Source organism: Rhodoferax sp. GW821-FHT09E07 (genome assembly GCF_059416145.1).
The window spans coordinates 116816-143163 of sequence record NZ_JBWKOP010000005.1; the positions used below are offsets into that span (position 1 = coordinate 116816).

At 61.1% G+C, this 26348-nt stretch carries 28 protein-coding genes; 12 read left to right on the plus strand and 16 right to left on the minus strand.

Annotated elements, in window-relative coordinates; translation table 11 throughout:
- Positions 1–43: 43 nt before the first annotated feature.
- Positions 44–622 (minus strand): PEP-CTERM sorting domain-containing protein, encoded by a 579-nt coding sequence (locus AC07OE_RS11005; RefSeq protein ID WP_495070604.1) that lies wholly within the window; start codon positions 620–622, stop codon positions 44–46.
- On the opposite strand from AC07OE_RS11005, the gene AC07OE_RS11010 reads away from it, so the two are divergent.
- Positions 621–839, plus strand: coding sequence for a hypothetical protein (locus tag AC07OE_RS11010; protein ID WP_495070605.1), 219 nt, complete (start codon positions 621–623; stop codon positions 837–839). The genes AC07OE_RS11005 and AC07OE_RS11010 overlap by 2 nt on opposite strands.
- A gap of 80 nt (positions 840–919) precedes the next feature.
- Complete coding sequence (locus AC07OE_RS11015; RefSeq protein ID WP_495070606.1) at positions 920–1504, plus strand: ferritin-like domain-containing protein; 585 nt, start codon at positions 920–922, stop codon at positions 1502–1504.
- Positions 1505–1523: 19 nt separating this feature from the next.
- Here AC07OE_RS11015 and AC07OE_RS11020 read toward each other — a convergent pair whose 3' ends face one another.
- On the minus strand, positions 1524–1967 hold the full coding sequence (locus AC07OE_RS11020; RefSeq protein WP_495070910.1) for an FKBP-type peptidyl-prolyl cis-trans isomerase: 444 nt from the start codon (positions 1965–1967) through the stop codon (positions 1524–1526).
- Between the two features lie 64 nt (positions 1968–2031).
- Between AC07OE_RS11020 and AC07OE_RS11025 the strand changes: the two genes are divergently transcribed.
- Positions 2032–3189 (plus strand): HD-GYP domain-containing protein, encoded by a 1158-nt coding sequence (locus AC07OE_RS11025; RefSeq protein ID WP_495070607.1) that lies wholly within the window; start codon positions 2032–2034, stop codon positions 3187–3189.
- A gap of 6 nt (positions 3190–3195) precedes the next feature.
- On the opposite strand, the gene AC07OE_RS11030 is transcribed toward AC07OE_RS11025, so the two are convergent.
- Together AC07OE_RS11030 and htpG are read right to left on the minus strand one after the other, a co-directional pair.
- Positions 3196–4695, minus strand: a complete 1500-nt coding sequence (locus AC07OE_RS11030) for an amidohydrolase family protein (protein WP_495070608.1) — start codon at positions 4693–4695, stop codon at positions 3196–3198.
- A 130-nt stretch (positions 4696–4825) separates the two neighbouring features.
- Complete coding sequence (gene htpG / locus AC07OE_RS11035; RefSeq protein ID WP_495070609.1) at positions 4826–6808, minus strand: molecular chaperone HtpG; 1983 nt, start codon at positions 6806–6808, stop codon at positions 4826–4828.
- A 254-nt stretch (positions 6809–7062) separates the two neighbouring features.
- Between htpG and AC07OE_RS11040 the strand changes: the two genes are divergently transcribed.
- Positions 7063–7326: a hypothetical protein gene (locus AC07OE_RS11040; protein ID WP_495070610.1), complete on the plus strand. Its 264-nt coding sequence runs from the start codon at positions 7063–7065 to the stop codon at positions 7324–7326.
- Here the strand turns inward: AC07OE_RS11040 and AC07OE_RS11045 are convergent.
- The 3 genes from AC07OE_RS11045 to AC07OE_RS11055 form a co-directional block, all read right to left on the minus strand.
- On the minus strand, positions 7323–8588 hold the full coding sequence (locus AC07OE_RS11045) for an esterase/lipase family protein (RefSeq protein ID WP_495070611.1): 1266 nt from the start codon (positions 8586–8588) through the stop codon (positions 7323–7325). The two genes, AC07OE_RS11040 and AC07OE_RS11045, sit on opposite strands and share 4 nt — an antisense overlap.
- A complete protein-coding gene (locus AC07OE_RS11050; protein ID WP_495070612.1) occupies positions 8588–9541 on the minus strand; it encodes a pseudouridine synthase in 954 nt (317 codons plus the stop codon). The genes AC07OE_RS11045 and AC07OE_RS11050 overlap by 1 nt, the downstream gene beginning before the upstream one ends.
- Positions 9542–9672: 131 nt before the next feature.
- A complete protein-coding gene (locus AC07OE_RS11055; protein WP_495070613.1) occupies positions 9673–10314 on the minus strand; it encodes an SPOR domain-containing protein in 642 nt (213 codons plus the stop codon).
- Positions 10315–10409: 95 nt separating this feature from the next.
- Here AC07OE_RS11055 and AC07OE_RS11060 point away from each other — a divergent pair, with 95 nt between their 5' ends.
- Positions 10410–11672: a protein kinase domain-containing protein gene (locus tag AC07OE_RS11060; RefSeq protein WP_495070614.1), complete on the plus strand. Its 1263-nt coding sequence runs from the start codon at positions 10410–10412 to the stop codon at positions 11670–11672.
- Between the two features lie 365 nt (positions 11673–12037).
- On the opposite strand, the gene AC07OE_RS11065 is transcribed toward AC07OE_RS11060, so the two are convergent.
- The 9 genes from AC07OE_RS11065 to AC07OE_RS11105 all read right to left on the minus strand — a co-directional run bounded on the left by AC07OE_RS11065 (position 12038) and on the right by AC07OE_RS11105 (position 17757).
- Entirely contained in the window at positions 12038–12355 is a 318-nt protein-coding gene (locus AC07OE_RS11065) for a hypothetical protein (protein ID WP_495070615.1), read from the minus strand.
- A 114-nt stretch (positions 12356–12469) separates the two neighbouring features.
- Positions 12470–12865, minus strand: a complete 396-nt coding sequence (locus AC07OE_RS11070; protein WP_495070616.1) for a hypothetical protein — start codon at positions 12863–12865, stop codon at positions 12470–12472.
- Positions 12866–13135: 270 nt separating this feature from the next.
- Positions 13136–13576 (minus strand): hypothetical protein, encoded by a 441-nt coding sequence (locus AC07OE_RS11075; protein ID WP_495070617.1) that lies wholly within the window; start codon positions 13574–13576, stop codon positions 13136–13138.
- A 157-nt stretch (positions 13577–13733) separates the two neighbouring features.
- Entirely contained in the window at positions 13734–14222 is a 489-nt protein-coding gene (locus AC07OE_RS11080; RefSeq protein ID WP_495070618.1) for a hypothetical protein, read from the minus strand.
- Between the two features lie 153 nt (positions 14223–14375).
- Positions 14376–14753, minus strand: a complete 378-nt coding sequence (locus tag AC07OE_RS11085; protein WP_495070619.1) for a DUF4288 domain-containing protein — start codon at positions 14751–14753, stop codon at positions 14376–14378.
- A gap of 88 nt (positions 14754–14841) precedes the next feature.
- The gene (locus tag AC07OE_RS11090) at positions 14842–15138 is read right to left on the minus strand and encodes a hypothetical protein (RefSeq protein ID WP_495070620.1); all 297 of its coding nucleotides are present in this window, start codon (positions 15136–15138) and stop codon (positions 14842–14844) included.
- Between the two features lie 124 nt (positions 15139–15262).
- Entirely contained in the window at positions 15263–15826 is a 564-nt protein-coding gene (locus AC07OE_RS11095; RefSeq protein WP_495070621.1) for a hypothetical protein, read from the minus strand.
- A 285-nt stretch (positions 15827–16111) separates the two neighbouring features.
- Positions 16112–16840 carry a hypothetical protein gene (locus tag AC07OE_RS11100; protein WP_495070622.1) on the minus strand — a complete coding sequence of 243 codons (729 nt, stop codon included), beginning with the start codon at positions 16838–16840 and terminating at the stop codon, positions 16112–16114.
- Positions 16841–17022: 182 nt separating this feature from the next.
- The gene (locus AC07OE_RS11105) at positions 17023–17757 is read right to left on the minus strand and encodes a Crp/Fnr family transcriptional regulator (RefSeq protein ID WP_495070623.1); all 735 of its coding nucleotides are present in this window, start codon (positions 17755–17757) and stop codon (positions 17023–17025) included.
- A gap of 162 nt (positions 17758–17919) precedes the next feature.
- Here AC07OE_RS11105 and AC07OE_RS11110 point away from each other — a divergent pair, with 162 nt between their 5' ends.
- From AC07OE_RS11110 to AC07OE_RS11140, 7 genes are all read left to right on the plus strand, one after another.
- Complete coding sequence (locus AC07OE_RS11110) at positions 17920–19872, plus strand: AMP-dependent synthetase/ligase (RefSeq protein WP_495070624.1); 1953 nt, start codon at positions 17920–17922, stop codon at positions 19870–19872.
- A complete protein-coding gene (locus AC07OE_RS11115; protein ID WP_495070625.1) occupies positions 19869–20654 on the plus strand; it encodes an ABC transporter ATP-binding protein in 786 nt (261 codons plus the stop codon). The genes AC07OE_RS11110 and AC07OE_RS11115 overlap by 4 nt, the downstream gene beginning before the upstream one ends.
- A 12-nt stretch (positions 20655–20666) precedes the next feature.
- Entirely contained in the window at positions 20667–21596 is a 930-nt protein-coding gene (locus AC07OE_RS11120; protein ID WP_495070626.1) for a branched-chain amino acid ABC transporter permease, read from the plus strand.
- 26 nt (positions 21597–21622) lie between these two features.
- On the plus strand, positions 21623–22699 hold the full coding sequence (locus AC07OE_RS11125; protein WP_495070627.1) for a branched-chain amino acid ABC transporter permease: 1077 nt from the start codon (positions 21623–21625) through the stop codon (positions 22697–22699).
- Between the two features lie 61 nt (positions 22700–22760).
- Positions 22761–24089, plus strand: a complete 1329-nt coding sequence (locus tag AC07OE_RS11130; protein WP_495070628.1) for an ABC transporter substrate-binding protein — start codon at positions 22761–22763, stop codon at positions 24087–24089.
- Between the two features lie 78 nt (positions 24090–24167).
- A complete protein-coding gene (locus tag AC07OE_RS11135) occupies positions 24168–24977 on the plus strand; it encodes an ABC transporter ATP-binding protein (protein WP_495070629.1) in 810 nt (269 codons plus the stop codon).
- Positions 24978–25061: 84 nt separating this feature from the next.
- The gene (locus tag AC07OE_RS11140; protein WP_495070630.1) at positions 25062–26315 is read left to right on the plus strand and encodes a phenylacetate--CoA ligase family protein; all 1254 of its coding nucleotides are present in this window, start codon (positions 25062–25064) and stop codon (positions 26313–26315) included.
- Positions 26316–26348 lie beyond the last annotated feature (33 nt).

Consider the following 26348-nt stretch of genomic DNA (forward strand, 5'->3'; position numbering starts at 1 on the left):
GCGCGCATGAAGCGAGCAGGGCTTTTTGGCGAAGCTGGCTATATCAGGCCGACTTGCGTTGCTTGCGTCGTGCAGCCGCACCCAGGAGGCCCAAGCCTGCCAGCATCAATGCGTAGGTTTCTGGTTCAGGCACGGCTGCGATCTGCAGGTCCTGGTTCATCCCCCAGTACTGGGGGGTCAAATGGGCACGTCCCCAAGAGTTGTCGCTGAAATAGACCGAGACCGTGGCATTGGCCAAGCTAGGTCCGTAGCCCAGTGTGCTGCTGGTCACACTGGGGGGTGTCACGCTTTGAATCAAATCGATATCCAGACCGGAGAACTGGAAATTATTGCCACCCGCCACAGACAGTCCTGCCCAGGTTTCGGTGGAGTACCAGTTGCCCGTCAAGAAGTTGGAGTGCGTGCCGTTGCTTCCGTAAATCTCCCAAATGGCAGCGCCATCGACTTGGACACCAAGGTCGTACACGACCTTGACGATGTCTACATTGGGGGCCGATGTGTTTTGTACGGTCCCGGATTGGATGAAGTCACTGCCGTTCAAATGAACCGTGGCAGATCCGGCCATGGCAGAGCCGCATACGACGGTTGCAATGGCGGTCAAGGCGAAATGGCGAATACCCATGAAATTGATCTCCCTGTTTGGTTTGAAAAAACGCGTCCTGTGCCCGAATGCCGGCCAGAAGCAGCGCGCAATTTATGAGCAATGCGCCGAGGCAACAATAGGCGTATCGGACTACCTTGGCGGGTATCGACTTCTCAAAATCGATTTCGATGGCGCCGCAAATACATTTGGTAACCAAATGCCTGCCCTTAGCCGCCGTGCTTGGCATGTGCGGTAGCGCACGGTGCCAATGTTCCACGGGCCGCATGCTGAAGGTATTCCCGGAATTCCCCGGGTCATGCCTTGGAGGTGCTTGCAATGCGAAAGTCTGATGAGATCGATGTAGAGGCCCTGCGCGAGCGTGCGCGCCGCCATATGGAACAAGGTGCGGTGACGGAGGGCTATACCGCCGACCGCCAGGCGGTGGTGAAGATGCTCAACAGCGCGCTGGCCACCGAACTGGTGTGTGTGCTGCGCTACCGGCGCCACCACTTCATGGCGCGCGGTATCCACTCACAGGCGGTCGCCACCGAGTTTCTGGACCATTCCAACGAGGAGCTGGCGCATGCGGACCAATTGGCCGAGCGCATTGTGCAGCTGGGTGGCGAACCTGACTTTGCCCCCGACACGCTACTGCAGCGCAGCCATGCCGAATACCGGGAGGGTGCCACGTTGGTGGACATGATCCGAGAGAACCTTGTCGCTGAGCGCATCGCCATCGACAGCTATCGCCATGTCATTGGCTACCTGGGCGATCAGGACCCCACCACGCGGCGCCTGCTGGAGGGCATTCTGGCCGTGGAGGAGGAGCACGCCGACGACCTGTCCGATTTGCTGCAACGCGTGCCGTCCCAGCCAGCGCCGCCCACGCAGCAGGTGCTGGGCTTGCACGCCATCATCTGAACCAGGGCAACTGGCGCACTTACTTGCCGTTGATGCCCAACAGCTCCACCTCAAACACCAGCGTTGCGTTGGGCGGAATCACGCCGCCGGCACCGCGTTCGCCATAGGCAATTTGCGGTGGGCAGGTGAGTTTGGCTTTACCACCCACCTTCATGCGTTGCACGCCTTCGGTCCAGCACTTGATGACGCCGTTTAGCGGAAACTCAATCGGCTCACCACGCTTGTAGGAGCTGTCGAACTCACGGCCATCGGGGAAGGTGCCGCGGTAGTGCACTTTCACCTTGTCGGTCGCGCTGGGGCTGGCTCCACTGCCGTCCTTGAGCGTGCGGTAAACCAGGCCCGTGCTGCTGACCACGGCGCCGTCTTCCTTGGCGGCTGCCGCAGTGGTGGCATTTTGGGCCCAGGTGAGTGTGCCGGTGGCCAGAATCAGGGCGGCTGCGGTGGTGCGGAAGAAGGGGTGCATGGGGTCTCGCAAGGATGTAGAAGGCTGGATTGTCGCAGCCGCCAGACCGTGGTTCAATGCAGCCATGTTTGCGTCTTCAGACTCCCGATCCATCACGCCGCAATACCAAGGCCTGGGGCCCGTCGCCCACAGTTTGACGGAGCAACTGCGTGCCGTGCACAGCCTGATCGGGTCGCGTTACCCCTTCATTGATCGCGTGGCCGTGGTGCTGTACGACTCCGCCACCGATTTGCTCAAGACCTTTGTCAGCAGCAACAAAGACGACACCCTGCTCAAGCACTACGAAGTGCCCCTGGCAGACGTGCCCTCGCTGGCGGAGCTGGCCCGCACGCGCCAGCGGCGCCTGGTGGGGGACATCCGGGAAACCTTTCGCTCCACGAGTGCGCACACCAACTGGTTGAAGGCCCAGGACTACCGCTCCAGCTACACCACCCCCGTCTACCAGGATGGGACGCTGGCCGCCTTTCTGTTTTACGACTCCAAGCAGTCCCAGGCCTTTGGCGAAGATGTGGCGCAGTTTCTGGACACCTTCTCCGACCTTATTTCGCAGCTCTATCTGCTGCAAAAGCGGCTGGCCCACGGCCTGGTCGGCACCATCCAGGTGGCGGTGGACCTGGCCCGTATCCGCGACTTTGAAACCGGCCAGCACCTGGAGCGCATTGCCTACTACTCGCGCATCATGGCGCGCGCGCTGGCGGACAAATATGCCCTCACCGACGAGTTCATCGAATACCTGCAGCTGTTTGCGCCCCTGCACGACATCGGCAAGGTCGGTATTCCTGACCACATCCTGCTCAAGCCCGGACGGCTGGACGCGCAGGAGTACGACATCATGAAACGGCATGTCACGATTGGCGAAGGCATCATCGAGCGCATCGGCCGCGACATGGGCATGGAGGACAACTTGCCCACGCGCATCATGCGCAACATCGTGGCCACCCACCACGAGCGCGGGGATGGCTCGGGCTACCCGCGCGGCCTGACCATGGCCGACATTCCGCTGGAGGGACGCATTGTGGCGGTCGCCGATGTGTATGACGCGCTGACCAACCACCGTGCGTACAAGGCGTCCTGGAGCGAAGACGAAGTGGCGCGCGAGCTGCAACGCGAGGTCGACCTGGGTCAGCTGGATGCCGATTGCGTGCGGGCCCTGATGGCCGCACGCGAAACGCGCGAGGCCGTGCGCCTGCGCTTTGCGGACCAGCAGGCCCCCGCGTTCTAGCCCCGGTTAGCAGCAACCTGCCCAGGCGCTGCGCCGGTAGAACGGGCCCAGGTCCTCCACAAAGGCATCTACCGTCGCGCGCCATGGCGCCAGGTCGGCCTGCGCAGCAATGCGTGAGCGCACCTGCGCCAACAACTCAGCGCGCAGGGCGGCTTCGTCCAGCGTAGCCAACTTTCCGCCGCGCACCACACAGCGTCCCCCCACATAGACCTGGTCAATATGGCTGCCATTGCCGCGCGCCAGCAGCAGGTCCAGCGGGTCGACGTTGTCGAACAGCGTGTCGTCGTCCAGCGCGTCCCAGTTGAGTACCACCAGGTCGGCCGGTGCGCCGGGGGCAATGCTGCCACCCAGCGCATGCCGATTGCCACTGACACTGTGCCGGCCAAGGCGTGCGGCAAAGGTCCACAGCTGCGCGCGTGTCATCTCCTCTTCGAACCCCCAGCCGCGGTGCAACGTGTAGGCCAGGCGCATTTCGCGCAAGGCGTCATCGTCTTCGTCCGGGCCTGCCCCATCCAGGCCCATGGCCACGCGGCAGCCGTAGCGCAACATATCGGCCAAGGGTGCGATGCCGGACTTCAAGGCCAGGTTGGAGCTGGTGTTGACCGCAATGGTCACCCCGCGCTCGGCCAGCAGGGCCAGTTCATCGCTGCGCGCATGAACGCAATGGGCCAGCGTGAGGCGCGGGCTCAGCAGGCCGATCTGGTCCAGGTAGCGCACGATGCCCTGTGGGAAGGTTTGGTCTGCCCATTGGCGCTGGTAGGGGGTCTCCAGCAGGTGCATGTGCACGGGACGCTGGTGGTCGGCTGAGCTTCGCGCCACGGCTTCCAGCAGTGGCTGGCTGCACCATTGCACGCCGGTGGGGCCGTACTGCACGGTCATGTGCTCTGCCAGGTCTGCATCCTGTTGAATGTAGTCGGCGAGTTCGTCGACGAGGGCCACCTGCTGCGCAGGGGATTGCCCGCGCACTGCGAGGCGCCGGGCGATGTCGTCGCGTATCTCCGGACGCAGCGCAGCCAGCATGGTGGTGTCGTCACACAGACCCAGACCCCGTTGGTCGCGCAGCGCCACCGCAAAGCCGATGCGCACGCCCACATCTCGCGCGGCGCGTGCCACAGCCAGGCCTTCGTCCAGAAACGGCATGCCGCCCTGCACCCGTGTGTAGTGCACCATCAGATGCGCAACGCCCCGGCGCACCGAGCGGGCAAACGAAGTGGCCGCACACAGGTAGGGGTCGGCTCCCGGCACCAGGCCCTGGTAGGGCAGCCAGCCCTCCAGCGGCAAATCCTGCGAACCCAGCGTGGCGCTGCGAAAGGTGCGCCCGTGGTCGTGCGCGTTGGCCAGCGCGGGCAGCACCAGTTGGCGCGGGCCAGGTACCGGCTGGGCCAATGCAGTGACTGCGCTGACCCATCCGCCGTCCAGCGCAATGCGGGTGTTGGCTTGTGGCTGCGTGGTGCCCGGGTCAGACAGGAGCCAGGCGCAGTCCAGGGTGGTGGGGGTGAGGGGCATGGGCAGCCCCATGCAAAGAAAGTGCCAAGCGGCGGGTTTTGATGCTTGGCATGCTATTTATTTGATAGCTATTAGCGCATATTTGGCGGGGGCTAGAGGCAAATTTTTTCCTCCATCCCCCGCTGGGGCGTTACACCAACAAGGCATTCACCCGCTTCACGTACGCCGCCGGGTCCGCAGGCAAGCCGCCTTCGGCCAGCAGGGCCTGGTCAAACAGGATGTGGGCCAGGTCGTTGAAGTGCACGCTGCCGTCCAGCTTCTTCACCAGCGCGTGTTCGGCGTTCACTTCCAGCACGGGCTTCACCTCGGGCGCCTGTTGGCCGGCTTGCTTCAGCATGCGAGCCAGTTGGGTGCTCATGCCGTGGTCTTGCACGACCAGGCAGGCGGGGCTGTCGACCAAGCGGGTGGTCACGCGCACGTCTTCGGCCTTGTCCTTCAGCGCTTCCTTGAGCTTGGCCAGCAGGGGCTTGAAGGCTTCGGCAGCTTCCTCCGCGGCCTTCTTCTCGGCTTCGTCCTGCAGCTTGCCCAGATCGACGGCGCCCTTGGCGACGGATTGCAGGGGCGTGCCGTCAAAGTCGTGCAGGTGGTTCAGTGCCCACTCGTCCACGCGGTCGGTCATCAAGAGCACTTCAATGCCCTTCTTCTTGAACACTTCCAGCTGCGGGCTGTTCTTGGCAGCGGCCAGGGTATCCGCGGTGATGTAGTAGATGGCCTCCTGGCCTTCCTTCATGCGTGCCTTGTAATCGGCCAGCGACACGCTCACCGTGTCGGTGGTGCTGGAGGCAAAACGCAGCAGCTTGGACAGGCGTTCCTTGTTGGCAAAGTCTTCGCCCAGGCCTTCCTTCAGTACCGCGCCGAATTCTGCGTAGAACTTGCTGTACTTGCCTTCCTTGGCCTTGTCCTCTTCCGACAGCACGTCGGTGACTTCACCTTCCGTTGCCGCGGGCGCCTTGTCGTACTTGGCCAGGTCTTCCAGCATGCCCAGCACGCGCTTGGTGCAGCCTTCGCGGATGGCTTTGACGTCGCGGCTTTCCTGCAGCAACTCACGGCTCACGTTCAGGGGCAGGTCGGCAGAGTCCACCACGCCCTTCACAAAGCGCAGGTAGCTCGGCAGCAGGGCTTCGGCGTCGTCCATGATGAACACGCGCTTCACATACAGCTTGAGGCCGGCCTTGTGGTCGCGGTTGTACAGGTCCATGGGCGCCTTGCCGGGGATGTACAGCAGCTGGGTGTACTCGGTGCTGCCTTCCACGCGGTTGTGCGTGTGGGCCAGGGGTGCTTCAAAGTCGTGGCTGATCTGCTTGTAGAAGTCGTCGTACTGCTCTTGGGTGATGTCCTTCTTGGCGCGCGCCCAGATGGCGTTGGCCTTGTTCACCGTTTCCCATTCGCCGGTCTTGACCATGCCACCGGGCTGGCGGCCGCCGTTTTCGTCGTTGGGGTTGATCAGCTCGCCGTCTTTCCACTCCTCCTTTTCCATCTGGATGGGCAGGCTGATGTGGTCAGAGTACTTGTTGATGATGCCCTTGACTTTCCAGCTCTGGGTGTAGTCCTGCGCGTCGTCGCGCAGGTGCAGGATCACGCTGGTGCCGCGTGCTTCGCGGGTAATGGTTTCCACCTCAAATGCGCCACCACCACTGGCACCGCCGTCGCTGACCCAGCGGACGGCCTGGTCAGCAGGCAGACCGGCACGGCGGGACTCGACCGTGATCTTGTCAGCCACGATGAAGCCGGAGTAGAAGCCCACACCAAACTGGCCGATGAGGTTGCTGTCCGCCTTTTGGTCACCGGTGAGCTTGGACACGAAATCTTTGGTGCCGCTCTTGGCGATGGTGCCCAGGTTGTCGATGGCTTCCTGCTGGCTCAGACCAATGCCGTTGTCGGTGATGGTCAGCGTCTTGGCGTCCTTGTCGAAGGTTACCTTCACCTTCAGCTCAGGATCGTTCTCGTACAGGCCGCTGTTGTTGATGGCTTCAAAGCGCAGCTTGTCGCAGGCGTCCGATGCGTTGGAGATCAGCTCGCGCAGGAAAATCTCTTTGTTGGAATACAGCGAGTGGGTCACCAGGTGCAGCAGCTGCGCCACTTCGGCCTGGAAATTCATGGTTTGCTTGGTCATAGATGGGTCTCTGAGTCTCAATAAAACGGTTCGCGCGCCTGCAGGGCGGCGCCTGCGGCGCGAGCAACCCTCAATTATGGGCGAGGCCAGGCTTTTCAAGCGCTGCGGGGCGAGCGCAGCCCGGTGCGGCGGAACTGGCCTGGAAAAATGCAGGAAAAGGTGAGTTGCGTCAGGGGGCATGCATCTGCCTCTTCCCCCGCGCCGGGGTTAGCGCTACATTGCCAAAAAAAGCATGCAGGGAAGAAACAAGCACTATGAAACCGGACCAGCCTTTGCCGCCCCCTGACAAGCGGGCGGCGACCCCCTCCCCGGCCCCCAAGCCATTTGACGGCTTGCTGGACCCCTTGCCCGTGCCTGAGGTGACCGAGAGCGACACTGATACGGCCTGGGGCCTTTGGGAGGCTAGCGTGGGCGGGCTGCTGGAGGATGGCAAGGCCGATGCTCCGCCGCCCCATGGCTATGAACCTACGCAGCCCGCAGGCCTGGACGGCGACCCCCTGCCCAAGGACAGCACTTAAGCAGCCTGCGCGCCAGGCGCCAGCCAGGCTAGTAGCTGCGTGGTCACTTCGGGGCGGTGCAGCAGTTCCATGTGGTTCATGCGGTAGGCAATGCACTGGCTGGGCTTGGCAAACACGAGGGTATGTTTGGCGTCGTCGTGCACGCCCAGCGCGCTGCGCAGCGGCACCAGGCCATCGCCCAACAGCCGATCGGCCAGTGCGCCGCGTTTGGCGGCGGTGGTGGCAGCCACCGTGTAGCAAGCCACCCCCTCGGGCAGCGGCACAGGTATTCGGCGGTCCGGCCCTTTTTGGAACCGGTTGTGGCCCTGCCAGTCCTCGGGGCTCACAAAGCCATACCGCAAATCGGTGATGCCCGCACTGCGCAGCTGGCCCAACTTGGCAAAGGGGCGCGAGTAGGGCGTGGCGCCCAGAATCACATCCACCCAGTTGCCCGCCCGTTCCAGCGGTGCGCCGTGGTGCGGCGTGCCCAGAAAGACGATGTTCTTCAGTACCTGCCGCCATGGCGCGGAGGGCCCCGTCTGCAGCACCGCGCTGCGCGTGACCAGCCCGCCCATGCTGTGCGCCAGCACGGTGATCTCCGTCACCGGCACGGGCCAGTGGGCCACCAGTAGGTCCAGCTCCGTCGCCAGCGCTGCGCCGTTCTCGGACGTGTGCAGGCCGGTGTTGTAGCGCACGTAGACCGGGGTGTAGCCCAGCGCGCCCAACGCGGTGGCGTGGCTGCGTACCTCACCACTCGCCGTGGTGTGGGTCCACTGCAGGTCGTTCATGCACAGGCCGTGGATGATGATGAGCAGCTTGCCACCCACAGAGGTTTTTGCGGGCGGTGCAGACGGAGTGGTCCAGTCCAGGCGCTGGCCCGCGTGGCGCAGCTGCAGGCGGGTAGCCAGTGGGTTGCCGCTGGCGGCCAGCCGGTCACCCAGCACACCGTTCAGCGCGGCCAGCACGGCTTCGCGCTCAGGCGTTTCGGGTGCTTCTGCGTCGGCCGCGTCCAGCAGCGGCTGCAGCTTGCCCAGGATAGCCTCGGCACCGCTGCCCACCAGCTGGGTCACGCCGTGCACGGTTTGGTAAATCAGGCCCGTCAGACCGCGTGTGGTGCCGGTGGTCTTGCCGCCCGGCACGCCCAGGCTGCCCCAGACGGACTGATGCACGCCCTCAGCCATGCGGGCCACGCCACGGGTGGCCTGGGTGGCCAACTGCACCACGCCCCGCAGGTCCTCCGCGCGAAAGTGCTGCAGGGCCTTGGGGCGGGGGGGCAAGGCCATCAGAATTTTTCGTGCGGCTGCAGGTAGCGCCACTGGCCTACCGGCAGGTTGCCCAGCATGACCTTGCCTACGCGCACGCGCTTGAGGCCCACCACGCGCAGACCCACCAGCTCGCACATGCGGCGGATCTGGCGCTTCTTGCCCTCGGTCAACACAAACCGCAGCTGCTCGGGGTTTTGCCACTCCACCTTGGCGGGCTTCAGGGCCTGGTCGTCCAGGCGCAGGCCGTGGCGCAGCAGCTTGAGTTTTTCGGGCGGGAACACGCTTTGAACATCGGCGCTGACGGGGTCGTCGTCGTCAATGCGGCTGAGCTGCTGCACCTTGCCGCCGTAGGTGGCGGCGGGGGAGTTGGCTGCGGCGCTGTTGGCCACGCCGGTGTAGACCACACGCACCAAATATTCCTTCTCCATCACCGAGTCTTCGCCAATCAGCTGGCGCGCCACGCGGCCGTCTTGCGTCAGCACCAGGAGGCCGGTGGAATCAATGTCCAGCCGGCCGGCGGGCACCAGGCTTTTCAGCTGGCTGCCGTGGAAGAAGAAGCGGGCGTTGTCCTCGGCCCAGCGGTTGTGCGGCTGGATGAGGGTGATGGCGGGCTCGTGCCCGTCTTCGGCCTGGCCGCTGACGATGCCGATGGGTTTGTTCAGCAGGATGGTGACCTGGTTGGCCTGTTGGCCCTGGGCCTGTTTGTCGATCTCAATGCGCACGCCGGGCAGCACCTGCATGCCCATCTCGGCCACCTTGCCGTTCACTTTCACCCAGCCCTTGCCAATCCAATCGTCTGCCTCGCGGCGCGAGGCCAGGCCCAGCTCGGCCATGCGCTTGTTCAGGCGCACCGTGCCGCCAGCGCCTTGAGCGGCGGTGTTGGTCTGGCCGGCCGGAATGGCGGCTTTCACCCGGCCCGGAGGCGGCGCTGCGCGGCGGAAGGTGGGGGCGGGTGGTTTGGAGTCGGTCATGCTTGCTATATTTTTAGGAGCTGTTACCGCATATTTTACGGGGGCTGGGTGCCATTTTGGCTGCTATGTGCGCGCCTCCAACCACCGTCCGGGCGCAAGACCGCGCGCCCAGCACCCGAATGGCGACCGCCTCAGTGCTCGAAGACGATGGCGTCCAGCTCCATGGCGTGGATCTTGGTGGCCGCGCTCTCGGCCAGCGCACGATTGCTGAACGGGCCCACGCGCACGCGGGTCAGCTTGCCCTTCTTGGTCTGCAGATCTTGGGTGAACACGGGCAGCTGCGCATCCGCCAGCTTTTGCGAGGCGTTGCTGGCATTGGTGGGCACGGCGAACAGGCCCACGTTGATATAGAAGGCATGCTCCAGGCCGCCAGCGGGTGCGGTTTTGATGGCTTTGGTGCCCTTGGCTGCTTTGGCCCCCTTGGTGGCCTTGGCGGTCTTGGCAGGCGTTGCTGCAGCGGCCGTAGGCGCGGGCGATGCCGCAGCCATGGCGGCCACCGGGGTGGTGTCGGTTTGTGCGGGCACCACCACGGGGTTGACCACCACCTCTTGGCGCGCCTCCTGCGGCGCAGTCTCCACAAACTGGGGCGGCGCCACCGGGGCCTTGGCATCGGCGTCGGCCGGGGCACTGGCCGCGGCCGGTGCGGGGTCGGAGGAGAGCGTCCAGGACTTGGGCCAGATCGAGCATCCTGACAGCAGCGCCACACAGGCCAGGGCCAGCAGGCTGGAACGTACGCGCTGGGGGCTGTTCAAAGAGGACAACAGAGGGTGCATGGGGTGGCTGCTTTCTGGAAAAGGCGAATACGCAAAATGTAGCGCAAGCGCGGCCAGGCGATATAGTGGCCCCATTCCCTTTATGAGGTGCAGGTTTGAAGATCCTTGTGGTGGAAGACGAGGTCGGCATTCGCGGCAATCTGGTCATGCTGCTGCGCATGGAAGGCTTTGAGCTGATAGAGGCTGCGAATGGCGAAATGGGGCTGGCCCTGGCGCGCCAGGAGATGCCCGACCTGATCCTGTCCGATGTGATGATGCCCGAGCTGGACGGCTACGGCTTTCTGGAAGCCCTGCGCGCCGACCCACATACTGCGGCCATTCCCTTTATCTTTCTCACCGCGCGCTCGGACCGCGCCGACCGCCGCCGCGGCATGAACCTGGGCGCGGACGACTACCTGGGCAAGCCCTTCACGCGCGACGAAGTGCTGGAGGCCGTGCACGCCCGCATCAAGCGCGTGCAAACGCTGGAGAAGACCAACCCCAGCGCCCCCGACGCCGCATCGGCCGCCGGGCCTGCGCCCATCAAGGGCTACAAGGTGCTGCGCACGCTGGGTGCGGGCGGCATGTCGGAGGTGCTGCTGGCCGTGCGCGAGGCTGATGGCCTGGAGGTCGCGCTGAAGCTGCTGGACACGCGCCAGCACCAGGACGCTATGCTGCTGCAGCGCTTCATTCAGGAATACGCGTTGCTGGAGCAGATCAACCACCCCAACGTGGCGCGCATCTTTGACCACGGCTTTACCGACGAGCACGCCTTCATCACCATGGAGTATTTCGCCCATGGCGACATCAAGCGCCGTATTGCGGCCGGGCTGTCGCCGTTTGAGGCGCTCTCCATCGCGCTGCAAGTGGCGTTTGCGCTGTCGCAAATTCACGCCTTGGGCATCGTGCACCGCGACGTGAAACCCGACAACCTGATGCTGCGCGCCGACGGCAGCGTGGCGCTGATCGACTTTGGCGTGGCCAAGCACATGGGTGACGAGCTGGAGAAAACGCAGCAGGGCGACATCGTCGGCTCACCCTATTACCTGAGCCCCGAGCAGGCCAGCGGCCGCCCGGTCAGCCCGGCCAGCGACATCTACAGCCTGGGCGCCATCTTCTTCGAGATGGTGACCGGCAAGCGCCCCTACGTGGCCGACCACATGGAGGCGCTGCTGTACAAGCATGTGCACGCCCCCATCCCACGCTTCGAGCCCAAATTTGCAGAGTTCCAGCTGCTGCTGGACAAGATGATGCACAAGGACCCCGCCCAGCGCTTTCCCAGCGCCCAGGCCCTGGCCGACTTCATCGCCAGCGGCTGGCCCACGGTCATCCGGCTCATGGAAGCCAAGTCCTTGCCGCATGGGGCCAAACCAGCTTAGCGCTATTGAATTGGTAGCTGGTGGTGCAACAGTTACGAGGGCTAGAGGCTTGTTTGGCTCTTAACTTCCGGTTGTAGGCGACTACCTCGCGCAAGGCAGTCGGCGTGGCCCGCGTTCTCCGGCTCAGCTCGCGGGCTGACTTTTTAGGTTCGCTTGCGGGGCTGCGTTAAGGATGTGGTGGGTGCGCCTGCTCTGTGGCAACCGCGAATCGAGCCTGCGCCCGCGGACCCCATCACCTGCCTTGAGGGAAGTGCGGGTCTTCTTTAGACTGAAAGCCGACTTTCAAAGCGCGCCGAAGCAGTCATTAGCCTTCAACGTAAAGCTGACCGGCACACTAGGCGTCACCGCACTCATGCGACCCATCGTCATCGCTTGCTCGCGGGATAAACAGATGCAACCGTCCAGCCGCGTTCGGGCGCATCCTCAAGGTACTCATCGAAATCCGGGTCATCGATGCGAAGGCTTACCGTGTACTCGTCTTCGACGCGGCACCTGAAGCCGCCGTGCTCGGTGCTCCACGCGCTAGTAAGGATCTTCTGACTTCGCTCCAGCGGCCAGTGAATCTCTTGGCCAGGAACAGGGGCGAACGGAAGCGACTCCTCCCGGGTGAGGACAGCAAACTGCGCATTCGGGTCGTCACGGTCAGCATTAAACACGTACTTTTGAAAGATGACGCGGTACATGGCGTTCCTGTGAGCGACGGCTTGTCCTGTGACGTCTAACGTTGGAGGCCACCGGTATGCAACACGCGCTGGGAAGCGGCAACATAAAGTCGTATGTCCGTGTGGGCCGAAATGTTAGAGCTCATCGTTACCGTTCCTCACACCGTTGGCTGCCGCCAATGCCTCAGTTAACGTGCCGAATTTGCGATCACCCAACCGATACTGCGTTCCGTTGAAGAAGATGTTCCAACGTTGCATGAGATTGGCCTCATCATCCGTGAACTGAATGTTTCCGAGGGCTGGCGGTAAAACGGCAGTTGAAGAAATTTCGAGATTGCTAGGTCCTCGTCGCACGCGGCGAAAGAACCTCACGACAAGGATGGCAATGCCTGCGAGGGCAAGAAACGGAACTGCAGGTAAAAGCAGAAAAGCCGCAATAAGTACGATGTCTTGAATGGTAAGACCCGCTCCGTCAACAGCAAATGCTGGCGAAGAAAAGGTGAAGAGAAGCAATATCCAAGACTGCCGCATGTGAGATTTAACGTAATTTTTGCCGCAAAACACCGCGGGATAAAGTGGGAGTGTGGTCTATAAAAAATAGCATTTACATATACTAGTCTGCGCAAGCTGCTCTCTAAAAATAGTGGCAAACCCCGCAGCTTGCCCCCCAATTTTGACGACTCAGATAGGCCCTGAATATCCCCCATTCGGGTGAATCTGCGGACGTCCGCTTTCGCCGCAGAGCCGAGGCGTCTACAGACTGATTGCTGACTTTTGCTGAGCTCCGAAGCAGTCGTTCCGTCAAAGCTGCTCGGAACGCGACAATTGCCGCTGCGTGTCCTTGTCAAGCGTAACGTTAGGAGTTGTATGAGACATACGATTAACGATGGCCTCTGCACCTATGCCTATCAGTGTCATGATCGCTACAACTGACCACGAATACACAGGATAAAGTGCAAGCAAATACTGCAGCCCTTCACCATCCACTCGGTTGATCAAAAGCGTCAAGGGCAAGTAGCCCAGCAATACAGCAAAACACACCCCTACCATTAAGCGTACCAAACGCCCACGCTGTGCACCCTGCATAGTCATGTGAAACGCAAAGCCAAATGGCCCCAAATGAAGAATTGCGGCCAAAGCTAAGCCAATAGGTGCCTCGAAGGGCAATGACTCCCACAAAAGAATTGCAACTGCGCATGCGCCCAGCAGTGGCATCGCAAGTAGTGTGTGCGCGATCTTCATGGCGACTTCTGACGAAAATTAATCGGTTCCGAAGTCTATCGCGCCGAAACCAAGGCGCCTGCAGACTGACTGCAGACATTCGCTGCGCTGCGAAGCGGTCGTTAACGCAAAGTTGCCCGACCCACAGCGTCAGTGTCGACAGGCAAATTAAACATGTTCACTTCGCGATGAAGGCGATCCCTTTTCGAAGAGCCTCCGCACGCTCCATTGAACAGTCTACGTCCTTTAAACGGGTAGCAACATCTCTGAAAATAAGTATGCTGTATGCGAAGGCAAACTGCACTCTCTTTTCGTCTCTGTACTTTGGCCGAAAACTATTCTGGAGCCTAAACAAATGCTCGTCAGCGGTGCTGACTTTGCAGCGTGCTGCATCCCCAGCCATACTGGCGCTCTGCGCGATGTAGAGTAAATCCCAAGTCGGCAGAGGAATCGACAGACGTTCATCTTCGGATGTCGGTTGTATTGGCTTTCCGTCATAGCCCGGCACTCTGCCCCAAAATCTCTGTTTTGTCACTTCGGCAACTTCAAGGGCCCGCGTCTCAGACATCACTACTTCATCAAAAAAAACAATTGGTGGTGGTTGGGTTTGTGCAATCGCGTTGATGGTGACAAAAAACAGAGCAGCAAGGAAAAGATGTGTGCGCATGGCAAATGGTTAACGAATAAATTATCGACTCCGCAGTCTATCGATTCGACACTGCGACGCTTGCAGACTGAAAGCGGAACTTGAAATCCGTGATCTGGCTGCGCAAGAATAAGCATTTGCAACCACAGGCCGGCTCTCAGCTCCATTCGAGAACTACTGGGAAAATCCACCCTTGGGTGTAACCATTTTCTGCAAATTCTTGAGCTTGCGCGGTGTGTGCTCTGTCCACTCAATTTCGGAGCCGTCCGCAAAATCTTCGTAAATAGGCAGAATGCTTGTAATTCCAACTAGCTTCCATTGAACAGGAACTCCCTCTGGACCACCTTTGAATGGCTTCGCCGCACTCTTGGCCACCTTCATTGCCTTGTCATAGGCATGATCCAAGTCGTCAGCTTTAATCAGTATGGTGTTCTCCCAGGACAAAAAGCGCTTGTCCTCGTCATCCATCAGGGTGTCGTCTAGTTCTACAAACCGAAGTAGGTAAGACACCACGTACCAGCCGATAGGAGAGATATTTTTGTCCCAGGCCATCAATTGAACTCCAAATATCCAAAATTACCGTCTATCTGAGGCAACAACAGACTGATTGTTGACTTTTCCTGCGCTCCTAAGCAGCCTTTCAAAGGTGGGGGCTGTACGTAATCTCATCTATGGTCCAGTCGCCCAAGAGTCTCATTTTGAAATGCAACTTAATTTCAAACATTTTTTCACCATGCAGTGTCTCTGCGGCCGTGAAGGCGATGGATGGATGTTGTCTATGCATAACAAAGTCTGCTTTTCCCCAGTCCGCCACTTCTAGTCCTTGTTCCGTGAGCCAGCGAGCAGTACAGGATGTAGCCTTAGATCGCCAATAGCGATGACACGCAAATGCACACCCAAGAAGAACAATGATCCCGAGCACGTTTTCCATCGTCATGTGAAATGCATTAAATGACGTTTCCGCTGCGTTGCTGAGGCGTCAACAGACTGAAAGCCGTCCGCAGTAAGGAAAGAGCGCGCCAACATCATCTGCATACTCTTATCCTGACGGCCCTCAACGTTCACGACTCATGGTGAACAGCAAGATAGTGTGCCTTTTCGCTATCTCGCCAGAAAGCGGCGTATCTAGGGATCGCTATATCGTGGCTGGCTTTGGAGGTGAAGCTTGGCCTGAAACGAACACCAAATATTGATTCAGCTCGGCTCACGTCTATTTTCTGTAGCACCGAAATCAACGCCGAATTAATGTCGTGGTCTGGCGCTGCAAGCTCACTAAGCGCCAGAACCACGAGGTCATTCAGTGCTTCAGTCGTTGAGGTTTCAACTAGGAGGTTCTCTACAGGAATCGGTCCGTGCTTTGAACTACGCTGATTGGCAACGGCAACGGCAACGGCAACGGCAACGGCAACGGCAACGGCAACGGCAACGGCAACGGCAACGGCAACGGCAAAGGCAAAGGCAAAGGCAAGATTAATGGAACTGCGCTCAATATGAGGTGACATGACTTCGACAAATCGCACGTAGCTTGAATGCCAAGTCGAGCCAAAGAGGTCATTGCAGACCGACAGGCCTTCGAGCGAAGAGAATTGATCTGAGTTCATCTCGGAAACTGTGGTGTGTTTCATAAAGCCTGAAGTTATCGATGTAGCAAACCTGCTCTTTAAACTGGCTTTGGCCCGCCGCTGTATGTGTGAGTTGATGCTCGCTTTCGGCTGCAAAGTTGGGTTACCAGTTTTGGTCTAAAAGTAAATTATCTACGTCGTAACCAAACGTCTGCTTCCGCCGCAAACGCGAAGTCCACGAGGCCCCTGCGCCGACAACACTCCAGACATTTGGCGACCCTACATTCTGCGAACTGGGGGATTGCACAGGCTATTTGGCAAGTAGTTGCAACCCCATGCAAAGCATATTCACGGCTTTTTCAGCCCGGATGCAAACACGTCCATCACCCGACGTGTATCTGACATCTGCATGTCGACAGAAGTACCAGTAGGAAATTTGACCAAAACCGCAAGTTGGATCAAATGTCCAGGCGAGGTGAAAAAGCGGCTCAATCCCATTGACGGCTGAGCATCAGTGGCTAATCGGTATCGGGCTGAAGGAAAACAAGGGGACCCAATGCGGGTTGGTACGAACAAATCCAAGCCCTCGCCCCAAGCCGTAGCTATACGCTCCAGCGTTGGTTTCGCAGCCGTGCCTTGAAGATTTCCTCGTTCCACCGCTACTGCCGCTTCAAGTGCCTTTTGCGGCGTATCAAACGATGGGGGCAGCTCAGTAACCATAACTGCAGCGACAGGATCGCTCAAATCGCCCAAAGACAAAAGAACGTAATGGTCTACGACTTGACGCCCCCGATCGTTAAATACCAGTCTGATAGAGGTCGCAGGTAACTGCGGAATCCGGGGAATGCTGAACTTCAAATCCAGGTTCGGAATTTGGACCAATCCTGTACGAATAATCTCTTCAGCATCCGGGCTGCGGGTGCTCTCGATCGCAACAAACCCATTGCAGGAGAGCTGCTTGGCCTGCCAAACAGATCTAATTGGATTCGAGTCAGTTGAAGCCTGCGCGATAACTGCATTGCAGGCACATACAAGTGGAATAGCGATCAGTGCCGCCCTAAGAGTTATTTTGTTCATTTGAGATGCAAGCTAGAAAACAGATATTCATTCAATGAATTGCCATGCTTAATCGCACACTAGGAAGTCAGCTTACGCGGAAAACTTGATGTCCACGGCCGCCTGCCCCGCCCACCCAGCAGCGCGAAACCCACCGCTACCCAATCAAGCCACTATAAAAACAATAGCTACGAGCGCAATTTCTACGGGGGATAGCCAGTGATTTGACGCGTAAACACCCGCGACCGCAGCGCCTGCAGGTCCAGCACCCGCAAGCCCCCGTACTCCACCCGAATGAAGTTCTGCGCCTCCAGCGCATTCAGCGCCTCGTTCACGCGCTGGCGCGACAGGCCCACCAGATAGGCCAGCTCCTGCTGGGTGATGCGCAGCACCTCGCCCACGCCCGGGTACAGCACGGGGTTGAACAGCGAGGCCAGGCTGCGCGCGACGCGGATGTCGGGGTTGGTCATGCGGTCGATCTCGCGCGCGGCGATGAACTGGCCCAGGCGTTCGTTGAGCTGGTTCATCACAAAGCGGTTGAAACCGATGGAGTGGTCCAGCAGCCAGTGGAAGGTGTCCACATGCAGGCCCGCCACCAGGCTCTTGCGCAGCGCCTGGATGTTGTAGCGGTAGGTCTCGCGCTTCAGGGCCGTGCCCTCGCCAAACCAACCGCCGGGCGGCACTCCGGTGAAGGTCATGGTCTGGCCTTCGGCGTTGTCGGTGCTCATCTTCAAGAGGCCATCGACCACACCAAACCAATACGTCACCGGGCGGCCCATGCGGCACAGGTATTCGCCCGGCGCAGCCTCGGCAATGCGCAGGTCGTCCACGGCGCGCTGGCGGTCTTCGGCACTCAGCAAATGGATCCACGGAATGGCGTTGAGCTCGCCTTCGGTGAGAGGGCGGCGGCGCTGGTGCAGGGTGGTGTCGGTGGTCATGGGCAGGCCTTGTAAGTTGCCAATAAGTGAAGGGAAAACACCTACCGAGAAATGCGTAAATTGTCGTCCAAACGACAACTTGACGTCAAATGCAGTCCTACCATTCGCCCCATACCAAAGTCCGCGTCGCGCAGATGACCGGCCATAACGAGGTGACACGCAATGGGTACGCACACGACATTTCCGCAGCTGCTGCTGCAGCACGCCAGCCAGCGCCCGCAGGCGCCGGCCATGCGTGAAAAGGAATACGGAATCTGGCAGGCGTTGACCTGGGCCGACCTGGCACAGATGGTGGAACAGATTGCCGCGGGCCTGCACCAGGCCGGCCTGCAGCGCGACGACCACATGGTGGTCGTGGGCGCCAACCGGCCCCGCCTGTACGCCACGATGCTGGCCGCGCAAAGCCTGGGCGCCGTGCCCATTCCGCTGTACCAGGACGCGGCGGCGCCCGAGTGCGTGTTCCCCATCAACAACGCCGAAGTGCGGTTTGCCTTTGCCGAGGACCAGGAGCAGGTGGACAAACTGCTGGAGGTGCGCGCCCAGTGCCCGCAGCTGGCCCACATCTACTTTGACGACCCGCGTGGCCTGCGCCACTACGACGAGCCGGGCCTTGCCGCCATGGACGAACTGCAGGCCGCGGGCAAGGCGTTTGCGGCACTGCACCCCGGTTTCTTCCAAGCCGAGGTGGCCAAGATTGCGCACACCGATGTGGCGGCCATGTTCTTCACCTCTGGTACCACGGGCAACCCCAAGGGCGTGGTGCACACGCACGACTCGTTGTTGAACCGCGCCCGGGCCGGTGCCGAGTTCGACAAGCTCACAAGCGACGAAGAAGTGCTGGCCTACATGCCGGTGGCCTGGATAGGGCAAAACATCTTCAGCTATGCGCAGTGGCTGTCCTGTGGCTATGTGGTGAATTGCCCCGAGAGCAGTGCCACCGCCACCATCGACCTGAAAGAGATTGGCCCTACCTATTACTTTGCGCCACCGCGCATTTTTGAAGGCTTGCTGACCAGCGTGATGATCCGGATGGAAGACGCGGGCACCATCAAGCGCCACATGTTCCACTACTTCATGGGCGTGGCCAAGAAAGTGGGGCCAGCGCTAATGGACGGCCTGCCCGTGTCGGCCGCCGACCGCGCGCTGTATGCGCTGGGCAATGTGTTGGTCTATGGCCCGCTGCGCAACACCCTGGGTTTCAGCCGCGTGCGCGTGGCCTACACCGCGGGCGAGGCCATTGGGCCGGACCTCTTCACCTTCTACCGCTCCATTGGCATCAACCTCAAGCAGCTCTACGGCTCCACCGAGACCGCGGTGTTTGTCTGCCTGCAGCCCGACAACCAGGCGCGCGCCGACACCGTCGGCGTGCCCTGCCAGGGCGTGGAGATAAAGGTGGCTGACAACGGCGAGATTCTGGTCAAGTCGCCCGGCCTGCTGAAGGAGTACTACAAAAACCCCACTGCCACGGCCGAGGTGCTGACCGCCGACGGCTGGTACCACACCAGCGATGCCGGCTTCATCGATGCCCACGGGCATCTGAAAATCATTGACCGCGTGAAGGATGTGGGCCGCATCAAGGGCGGTGCCAACGACGGCGCCATGTTTGCACCCAAGTACGTGGAGAACAAGCTCAAGTTCTTCCAGCACATCAAAGAGGTGGTGGCCTATGGTGACGGACGCGAGCGCGTGTGTGTGCTCATCAACATCGATTTCGATGCCGTGGGCAACTGGGCCGAGCGCCGCAACCTGCCCTACGCGGGCTACACCGACCTTGCGCAAAAGCCCGAGGTCTACCAGCTCATCAAGGACTGTGTGGAGAAGGTGAACGCCGACCTGAGCGCCGATGCGCTGTTGGCCGGCAGTCAGGTGAGCCGATTCCTGGTGCTGCACAAGGAGCTGGACGCCGACGATGGCGAGCTGACGCGCACCAACAAGGTCCGCCGCGGCTTCATTGCCGACAAATACAACGTGCTGGTGGAGGCCCTGTACGCCGGTCGGACCAGCCAGTTCATTGAAACCCAGGTCAAGTTTGAAGACGGACGCACCGGCAGCGTGAGCGCCACGCTGCGCATCGACGACGCCAAGACCTTTGCCCCTGTGAAGGCTGCAGCATGAGCGCCAAAAAGATTGGGGACGTGATCCTCGACGTGAACAACATCTCGTTGCGCTTTGGTGGCGTGAAGGCGCTGACCGACATCAGCTTCAATGTGCGCGAGCATGAGATCCGCGCCATCATCGGGCCCAACGGTGCAGGTAAAAGCTCCATGCTCAACTGCATCAACGGTGTGTACGCGCCGCAGGAGGGCGCCATCACCTTCCGCGGCCAGGCCTTCAAGTACATGAACAGCCACCAGGTGGCGACCATGGGCATAGGCCGCACCTTCCAGAACCTGGCGCTGTTCAAAGGCATGAGCGTGCTGGACAACATCATGTCCGGCCGCAACCTGAAGATCAAAAGCAACATCCTGCTGCAGGCCCTGCGCTGGGGGCCGGCTGAGCGCGAGGAAATTCGCCACCGCGAGTATGTGGAGCACATCATCGACTTCCTGGAAATCCAGGCCTTTCGCAAGACGCCCGTGGGCCAGCTGCCCTACGGCCTGCAAAAGCGCGTGGACCTGGGCCGCGCACTCGCCATGGAGCCCCAGGTGCTGTTGCTGGACGAGCCCATGGCCGGCATGAACGTGGAAGAGAAGCAGGACATGTGCCGCTTTGTGCTGGATGTGAACGACGAGTTTGGCACCACGGTGGTGTTGATCGAGCACGACATGGGCGTGGTGATGGACATCAGCGACCGCGTGGTGGTGCTGGACTACGGCAAGAAGATTGGCGACGGCACGCCCGACGAGGTGCGCAACAACCCCGACGTCATCAGCGCCTACCTCGGCACCAGCCACTAAGGATTTCTCACCATGGCTTTCTTTCTCGAAACCTTACTCGGCGGCCTGATGGCGGGCATGCTGTATTCGCTGGTCGCGCTGGGCTTTGTGCTGATCTTCAAGGCCTCCGGCGTGTTCAACTTTGCGCAGGGCGCCATGGTGCTGTTTGCGGCCCTGGCCATGGCCCGCTTTGCGGAATGGATTCCGCTGCACCTGGGCATTGCCAACCCCATTGCCGCCAATGTGCTGGCCTTTGCCGGTGCGGGTGTGGTCATGTTTGTGGTGGCCTGGATCATCGAACGCCTGGTGCTGCGCCACCTGGTGAACCAGGAAGGCACCACGCTCTTGATGGCCACGCTGGGCATCACCTACTTCATGGAAGGCCTGGGCCAGACCCTGTTTGGCAGCAGCATCTACAAGATTGACATCGGCATGCCCAAAGACCCGGTGATGATTCTGGAGAGTACGTTTGAAGGCGGCATCCTCATCAACAAGGAAGACCTGTACGCCGCGCTGATTGCCGCCGCCCTGGTGGCACTGCTCAGCGTGTTCTTCCAGAAAACCGCCACCGGTCGTGCCCTGCGCGCAGTGGCCGATGACCACCAGGCTGCGCAATCCATCGGCATTCCCCTCAACCGCATCTGGGTCATCGTCTGGTGCGTGGCCGGTGTGGTGGCGCTGGTGGCCGGAATGATCTGGGGCAGCAAGCTGGGTGTGCAGTTCTCGCTGACCACCGTGGCGCTGCGTGCGCTGCCGGTCGTCATTCTGGGCGGTCTCACCTCCGTGCCCGGCGCCATTGTGGGCGGGCTGATTATTGGGGTGGGCGAGAAGCTGTCCGAGGTCTACCTGGGCCCGTTTGTGGGCGGCGGCATCGAGATCTGGTTTGCCTATGTGCTGGCGCTGGGCTTCTTGCTAATTCGCCCGCAAGGCCTCTTCGGTGAAAAAATCATTGACCGCGTTTGAGACCGTTACAACGATAAGAGACAACCATGTTCTACAGAGAAAACGGCCAATTCAAAACCACGTACCGCGCGGACCAGCAAATTTTCCCCATCGCGCAGGACCGCATGGCCATGCTGGTGCTGCTGGTGGTGGGCTTTGCCGCGGTGCCCATGCTGGCCAGCGACTACCTGTTCCGCGCCATTCTGATTCCCTTCCTCATCTTCTCGCTGGCCGCGGTGGGTGTGAACATCCTGGTGGGCTTTTGCGGACAAATCTCGCTGGGCTCGGGCGCCTTCATGGCGGTGGGGGCCTATGCGGCCTACAACTTCTTTGTGCGCATTGAGGGCATGCCGCTGCTGGTGGCGCTGCTGCTGGGTGGTGTGAGCTCCATGCTGTTTGGCATGGTGTTTGGCCTGCCCAGCTTGCGCGTGAAAGGTCTGTACCTGGCGGTGGCCACGCTGGCCGCGCAGTTTTTTGCGGACTGGATGTTTCTGCGCATCCAGTGGTTTACCAACAACTCGCCCTCGGGCTCGGTGTCTGTGTCCAACCTGCAGGTGTTTGGCTTCTCGCTGGAAAGCCCGGTGGCCAAGTACCTGTTCTGCCTCACGCTGCTGGCCGTCATTGCGTTGCTGGCCAAGAATCTGGTGCGCGGCGCCGTGGGTCGCGAGTGGATGGCGATCCGCGACATGGACGTGGCGGCCGCTGTGATCGGCATCCGCCCCATGTACGCCAAGCTCAGCGCGTTTGCGGTCAGCTCCTTCATCGTGGGCGTGGCCGGAGCGCTGTGGGGCTTTATTTACCTGGGCGCCTGGGAGCCAGCTGCCTTCTCTGTGGACCAGTCGTTCAAGCTGCTGTTCATGGTCATCATCGGCGGCATGGGCTCCATCTCGGGGGCATTCTTTGGCGCGGCCTTCATCGTAGTGCTGCCCATTTTTCTAAGCCAGTTCCTGCCTGCATTGGCGGGCATGTTTGGCATTGCCATCTCCACTGCTGGTGTATCGCATGCCGAGCTCATGGTGTTTGGCGGCCTCATCGTCTGGTTTCTCATCGTGGAGCCGCATGGCCTGGCCAAGCTCTGGTCCATCGGCAAACAGAAATTGCGTTTGTGGCCCTTCCCCCATTGAGAGGGGTGGCCAGGTTCCGTGTTTTCCCCGTGCTTCAACAACTTAATGACAGGAGAGACAAATGAAGCTTTCTAAACTTGTACTTGCGAGCGCCATGGTGGTGGCCGGTGCCTCGGTCTTGCTGGCGGGCAATGCCCAGGCCCAGTCCAAAGAGCAGTTCATCCCCGTGCTGTCCTACCGCACCGGACCCTACGCGCCCAACGGTGTGCCATGGGCCAACGGCTATGTGGACTACCTCAAGCTGGTGAATGCGCGCGGCGGCATCAACGGCGTGAAGCTCAGCTTTGAAGAATGCGAAACCGGCTACGACACTGCGCGCAGCGTGGAGTGCTACGAGCGCCTGAAGAGCAAGGGTGCTTCCTTTGTGCAGCCGCTGTCCACGGGCGCCACCTTTGCCATCACCGAAAAGGCGCCGGCCGACAAGATCTCGGTGGTGACGGTGGGGTATGGCCGCAGCGAGAGCGCGGACGGCTCGGTGTTCAAGTGGAACTTCCCCATCGCCGGTACCTACTGGGTGGCGGCCGACGCGATCATGCAGGCCATCGCCAAGAAGGAAGGCGGCTTTGACAAGCTCAAGGGCAAAAAAATTGCGTTGGTCTACCACGACAGCCCGTTCGGCAAGGAACCCATTCCCTTGTTGCAGGAGCGTGCGGCCATGCACGGTTTCACGCTCACGCTGCTGCCTGTGACAGCGCCTGGCGTGGAGCAAAAAGCCACCTGGCTGCAGGTGCGCCAGAACCGGCCGGACTATGTGGTGCTGTGGGGCTGGGGCATCATGAACAGCACCGCCATCAAGGAAGCGCAAGCCACCGGCTACCCGCGCGAGAAGATGTATGGCGTGTGGTGGGCGGGTGCCGAGCCTGACGTGAAGGACGTGGCCGAAGGGGCCAAAGGTTACAACGCGGTGACCATGCAGCACGGTGCCGAACCCCAATCCAAGCTGGTCAAAGACGTGATCGCCATGGTGCATGACAAGGGCCAGGGCACGGGTCCCAAGGAAGAGCTGGGCCAGGTGCTGTACATGCGCGGTGCCATGAGCGCCATGCTGGGCGTGGAGGGCATCCGTGCTGCGCAGGAGCGTTTTGGCAAGGGCAAGGTCATGACCGGCGAGCAAGTGCGCTGGGGTCTGGAAAACCTGAACCTGACCCAGGCCAAGCTGGACGCGCTGGGCTTTGCTGGCGTGATGCGGCCCATCAGCACCTCGTGTGCCGACCACATGGGCGCCTCGTGGGCCCGCATCCACACCTGGGATGGCAGCAAGTGGCAGTTCACCTCGGACTGGCTGCAGGCCGATGAGCAAATCCTGAAGCCGCTGGTGAAGACCACGGCAGCCAAGTACGCCACTGAGAAGAAGCTGACACCGCGCACCCCCGCCGACTGCCAGAGCTAAATAGATTGGCGGCCCGCAAAGGGCTGCCAATCGACAGGCTTGTGCTGTGCAGGCCTGCCGATTGGCAAAGGCAAACCTATGGACGCGAAAAACATTGTTCTCAACGTGAATGGCATCGAGGTCATTTACAACCACGTCATCCTGGTGCTCAAGGGCGTGTCGCTGCAGGTGCCTGCGGGCGGCATTGTGGCCATCCTGGGGGGCAACGGCGCGGGCAAGACCACCACGCTGCGGGCGGTGAGTAACCTGCTGGCGGGTGAGCGCGGCGCGGTCACCAAGGGCAGCATCGAGCTGCGCGGCGAGCGCATCGAGAACCTGAGCCCGGCCGACCTGGTGCAACGCGGCGTGGTGCAGGTGATGGAGGGGCGGCACTGCTTTGCCCACCTGACGATTGAAGAAAACCTGCTCACCGGTGGCTACACGCGCAAGAGCAAGGCCGAAGTGGCGGCGAACCTGGAGAAGGTCTACACCTACTTCCCGCGCCTCAAGACCCGTCGCACCAGCCAGGCGGCCTACACCTCGGGTGGCGAGCAGCAGATGTGTGCCATCGGCCGCGCGCTGATGGCCAACCCCAGCATGGTGCTGTTGGACGAACCGTCCATGGGCCTGGCGCCGCAAATTGTGGAAGAGGTGTTCGAGATCGTGAAGGACCTCAACACGAAGGAACGCGTGACCTTTTTGCTGGCCGAGCAGAACACCAACATGGCGCTCAAGTATGCAGACTACGGCTACATCATGGAAAGCGGCCGCGTGGTGATGGATGGTGCCGCCGAGGATTTGCGTACCAATGAGGACGTGAAGGAGTTCTACCTGGGCGTGGGTGGCGGCGAGCGCAAGAGCTTCAAGGACGTGAAGAGCTACAAGCGCCGCAAGCGCTGGTTGGCTTGATTTGCTATTAATTTCATAGCTTTTTGCGCTTATTTCACGGGGGCTAGAGCCCTAAAAGATTCATAAACCCCTCGGCAGCCCACCATGACCAGCACCTACGACGCCCTGGAAACCCGTTCTACCCAAGCCCGCGAGGCCGCACTGATGGCGGCCCTGCCGGAACAGGTGGCCTATGCCCAGCGCCAGGCCCCGGCCTTTGCCCGCATTCTGGAGGGGGTGGATGCCACCCGGGTGGTGGACCGCGCCGCACTGGCCAAGCTGCCGGTAACGCGCAAGTCCGAGCTGCAGGCGCTGCAGCAGGCTGCGCGCGCCGAGGGCGGCAGCGTGTTTGGCGGCTTCAGCGCACTGGGTTTTGGTGCCGCCATGCCGCGCGTGTTTGCCAGCCCGGGCCCGATCTACGAACCTGAGGGCACGGGCCGGGATTACTGGCGCATGGCGCGCGCGATGTACGCCGCAGGCTTTCGGCCCGGTGAACTGATCCACAACAGCTTTAGCTACCACTTTGTGCCCGCGGGCTCGATGATGGAAACCGGCGCCCATGCGCTGGGCTGCACCGTGTTCCCCGGTGGTACGGGCCAGACCGAGCAGCAGGTGCAGGCCATGCGTGAGCTGCAGCCTGCGGGCTACATTGGGACGCCCAGCTTTTTGAAGATCATTCTGGAAAAAGCTGCCGAGATGGGCGTGACCATTCCCAGCGTCACCAAGGCCATGTTTGGCGGTGAGGCGTTTCCGCCCAGCCTGCGCGACTGGTTTCTGGAGCGCGGTGTGGACGGTTACCAGTGTTACGCCACGGCCGACCTGGGGCTGATTGCCTACGAGACCACGGCGCGCGAAGGTCTGGTGCTGGATGAAGGGGTGATCGTGGAAATCGTGCGGCCTGGCACGGGCGACCCGGTGGCGGACGGCGAGGTGGGTGAGGTCGTGGTGACAGCACTGAGCGCGGGCTACCCTCTGGTGCGCTTTGGCACGGGGGACCTGTCGGCCGTGCTGGCAGGCCCTTGCCCTACGGGCCGCACCAACACCCGAATCAAAGGCTGGATGGGTCGGGCCGACCAGACCACCAAGGTGCGCGGCATGTTCGTGCACCCCAAGCAGGTGGACGAGATTGCCAAGCGATTCCCCGAGGTGGGGCGCGCCCGGTTGGTGGTGAGCGGCGAGATGGCCAGCGACGCCATGACCCTGCTGGTGGAGGTGGCGGGCCAACCCGACGGACTGGCTGCCCGCGTGGGCGAGGCGATCCGCGATGTGACCAAGCTGCGCGGCGATGTGCAACTGGTCGCGCCGGGTGCGCTGCCCAACGATGGCAAGGTGATTGAGGACGCGCGCAGCTACCGCTGACTAAGGCGTTAAAAAATTGGGGCCAAGTGGTTT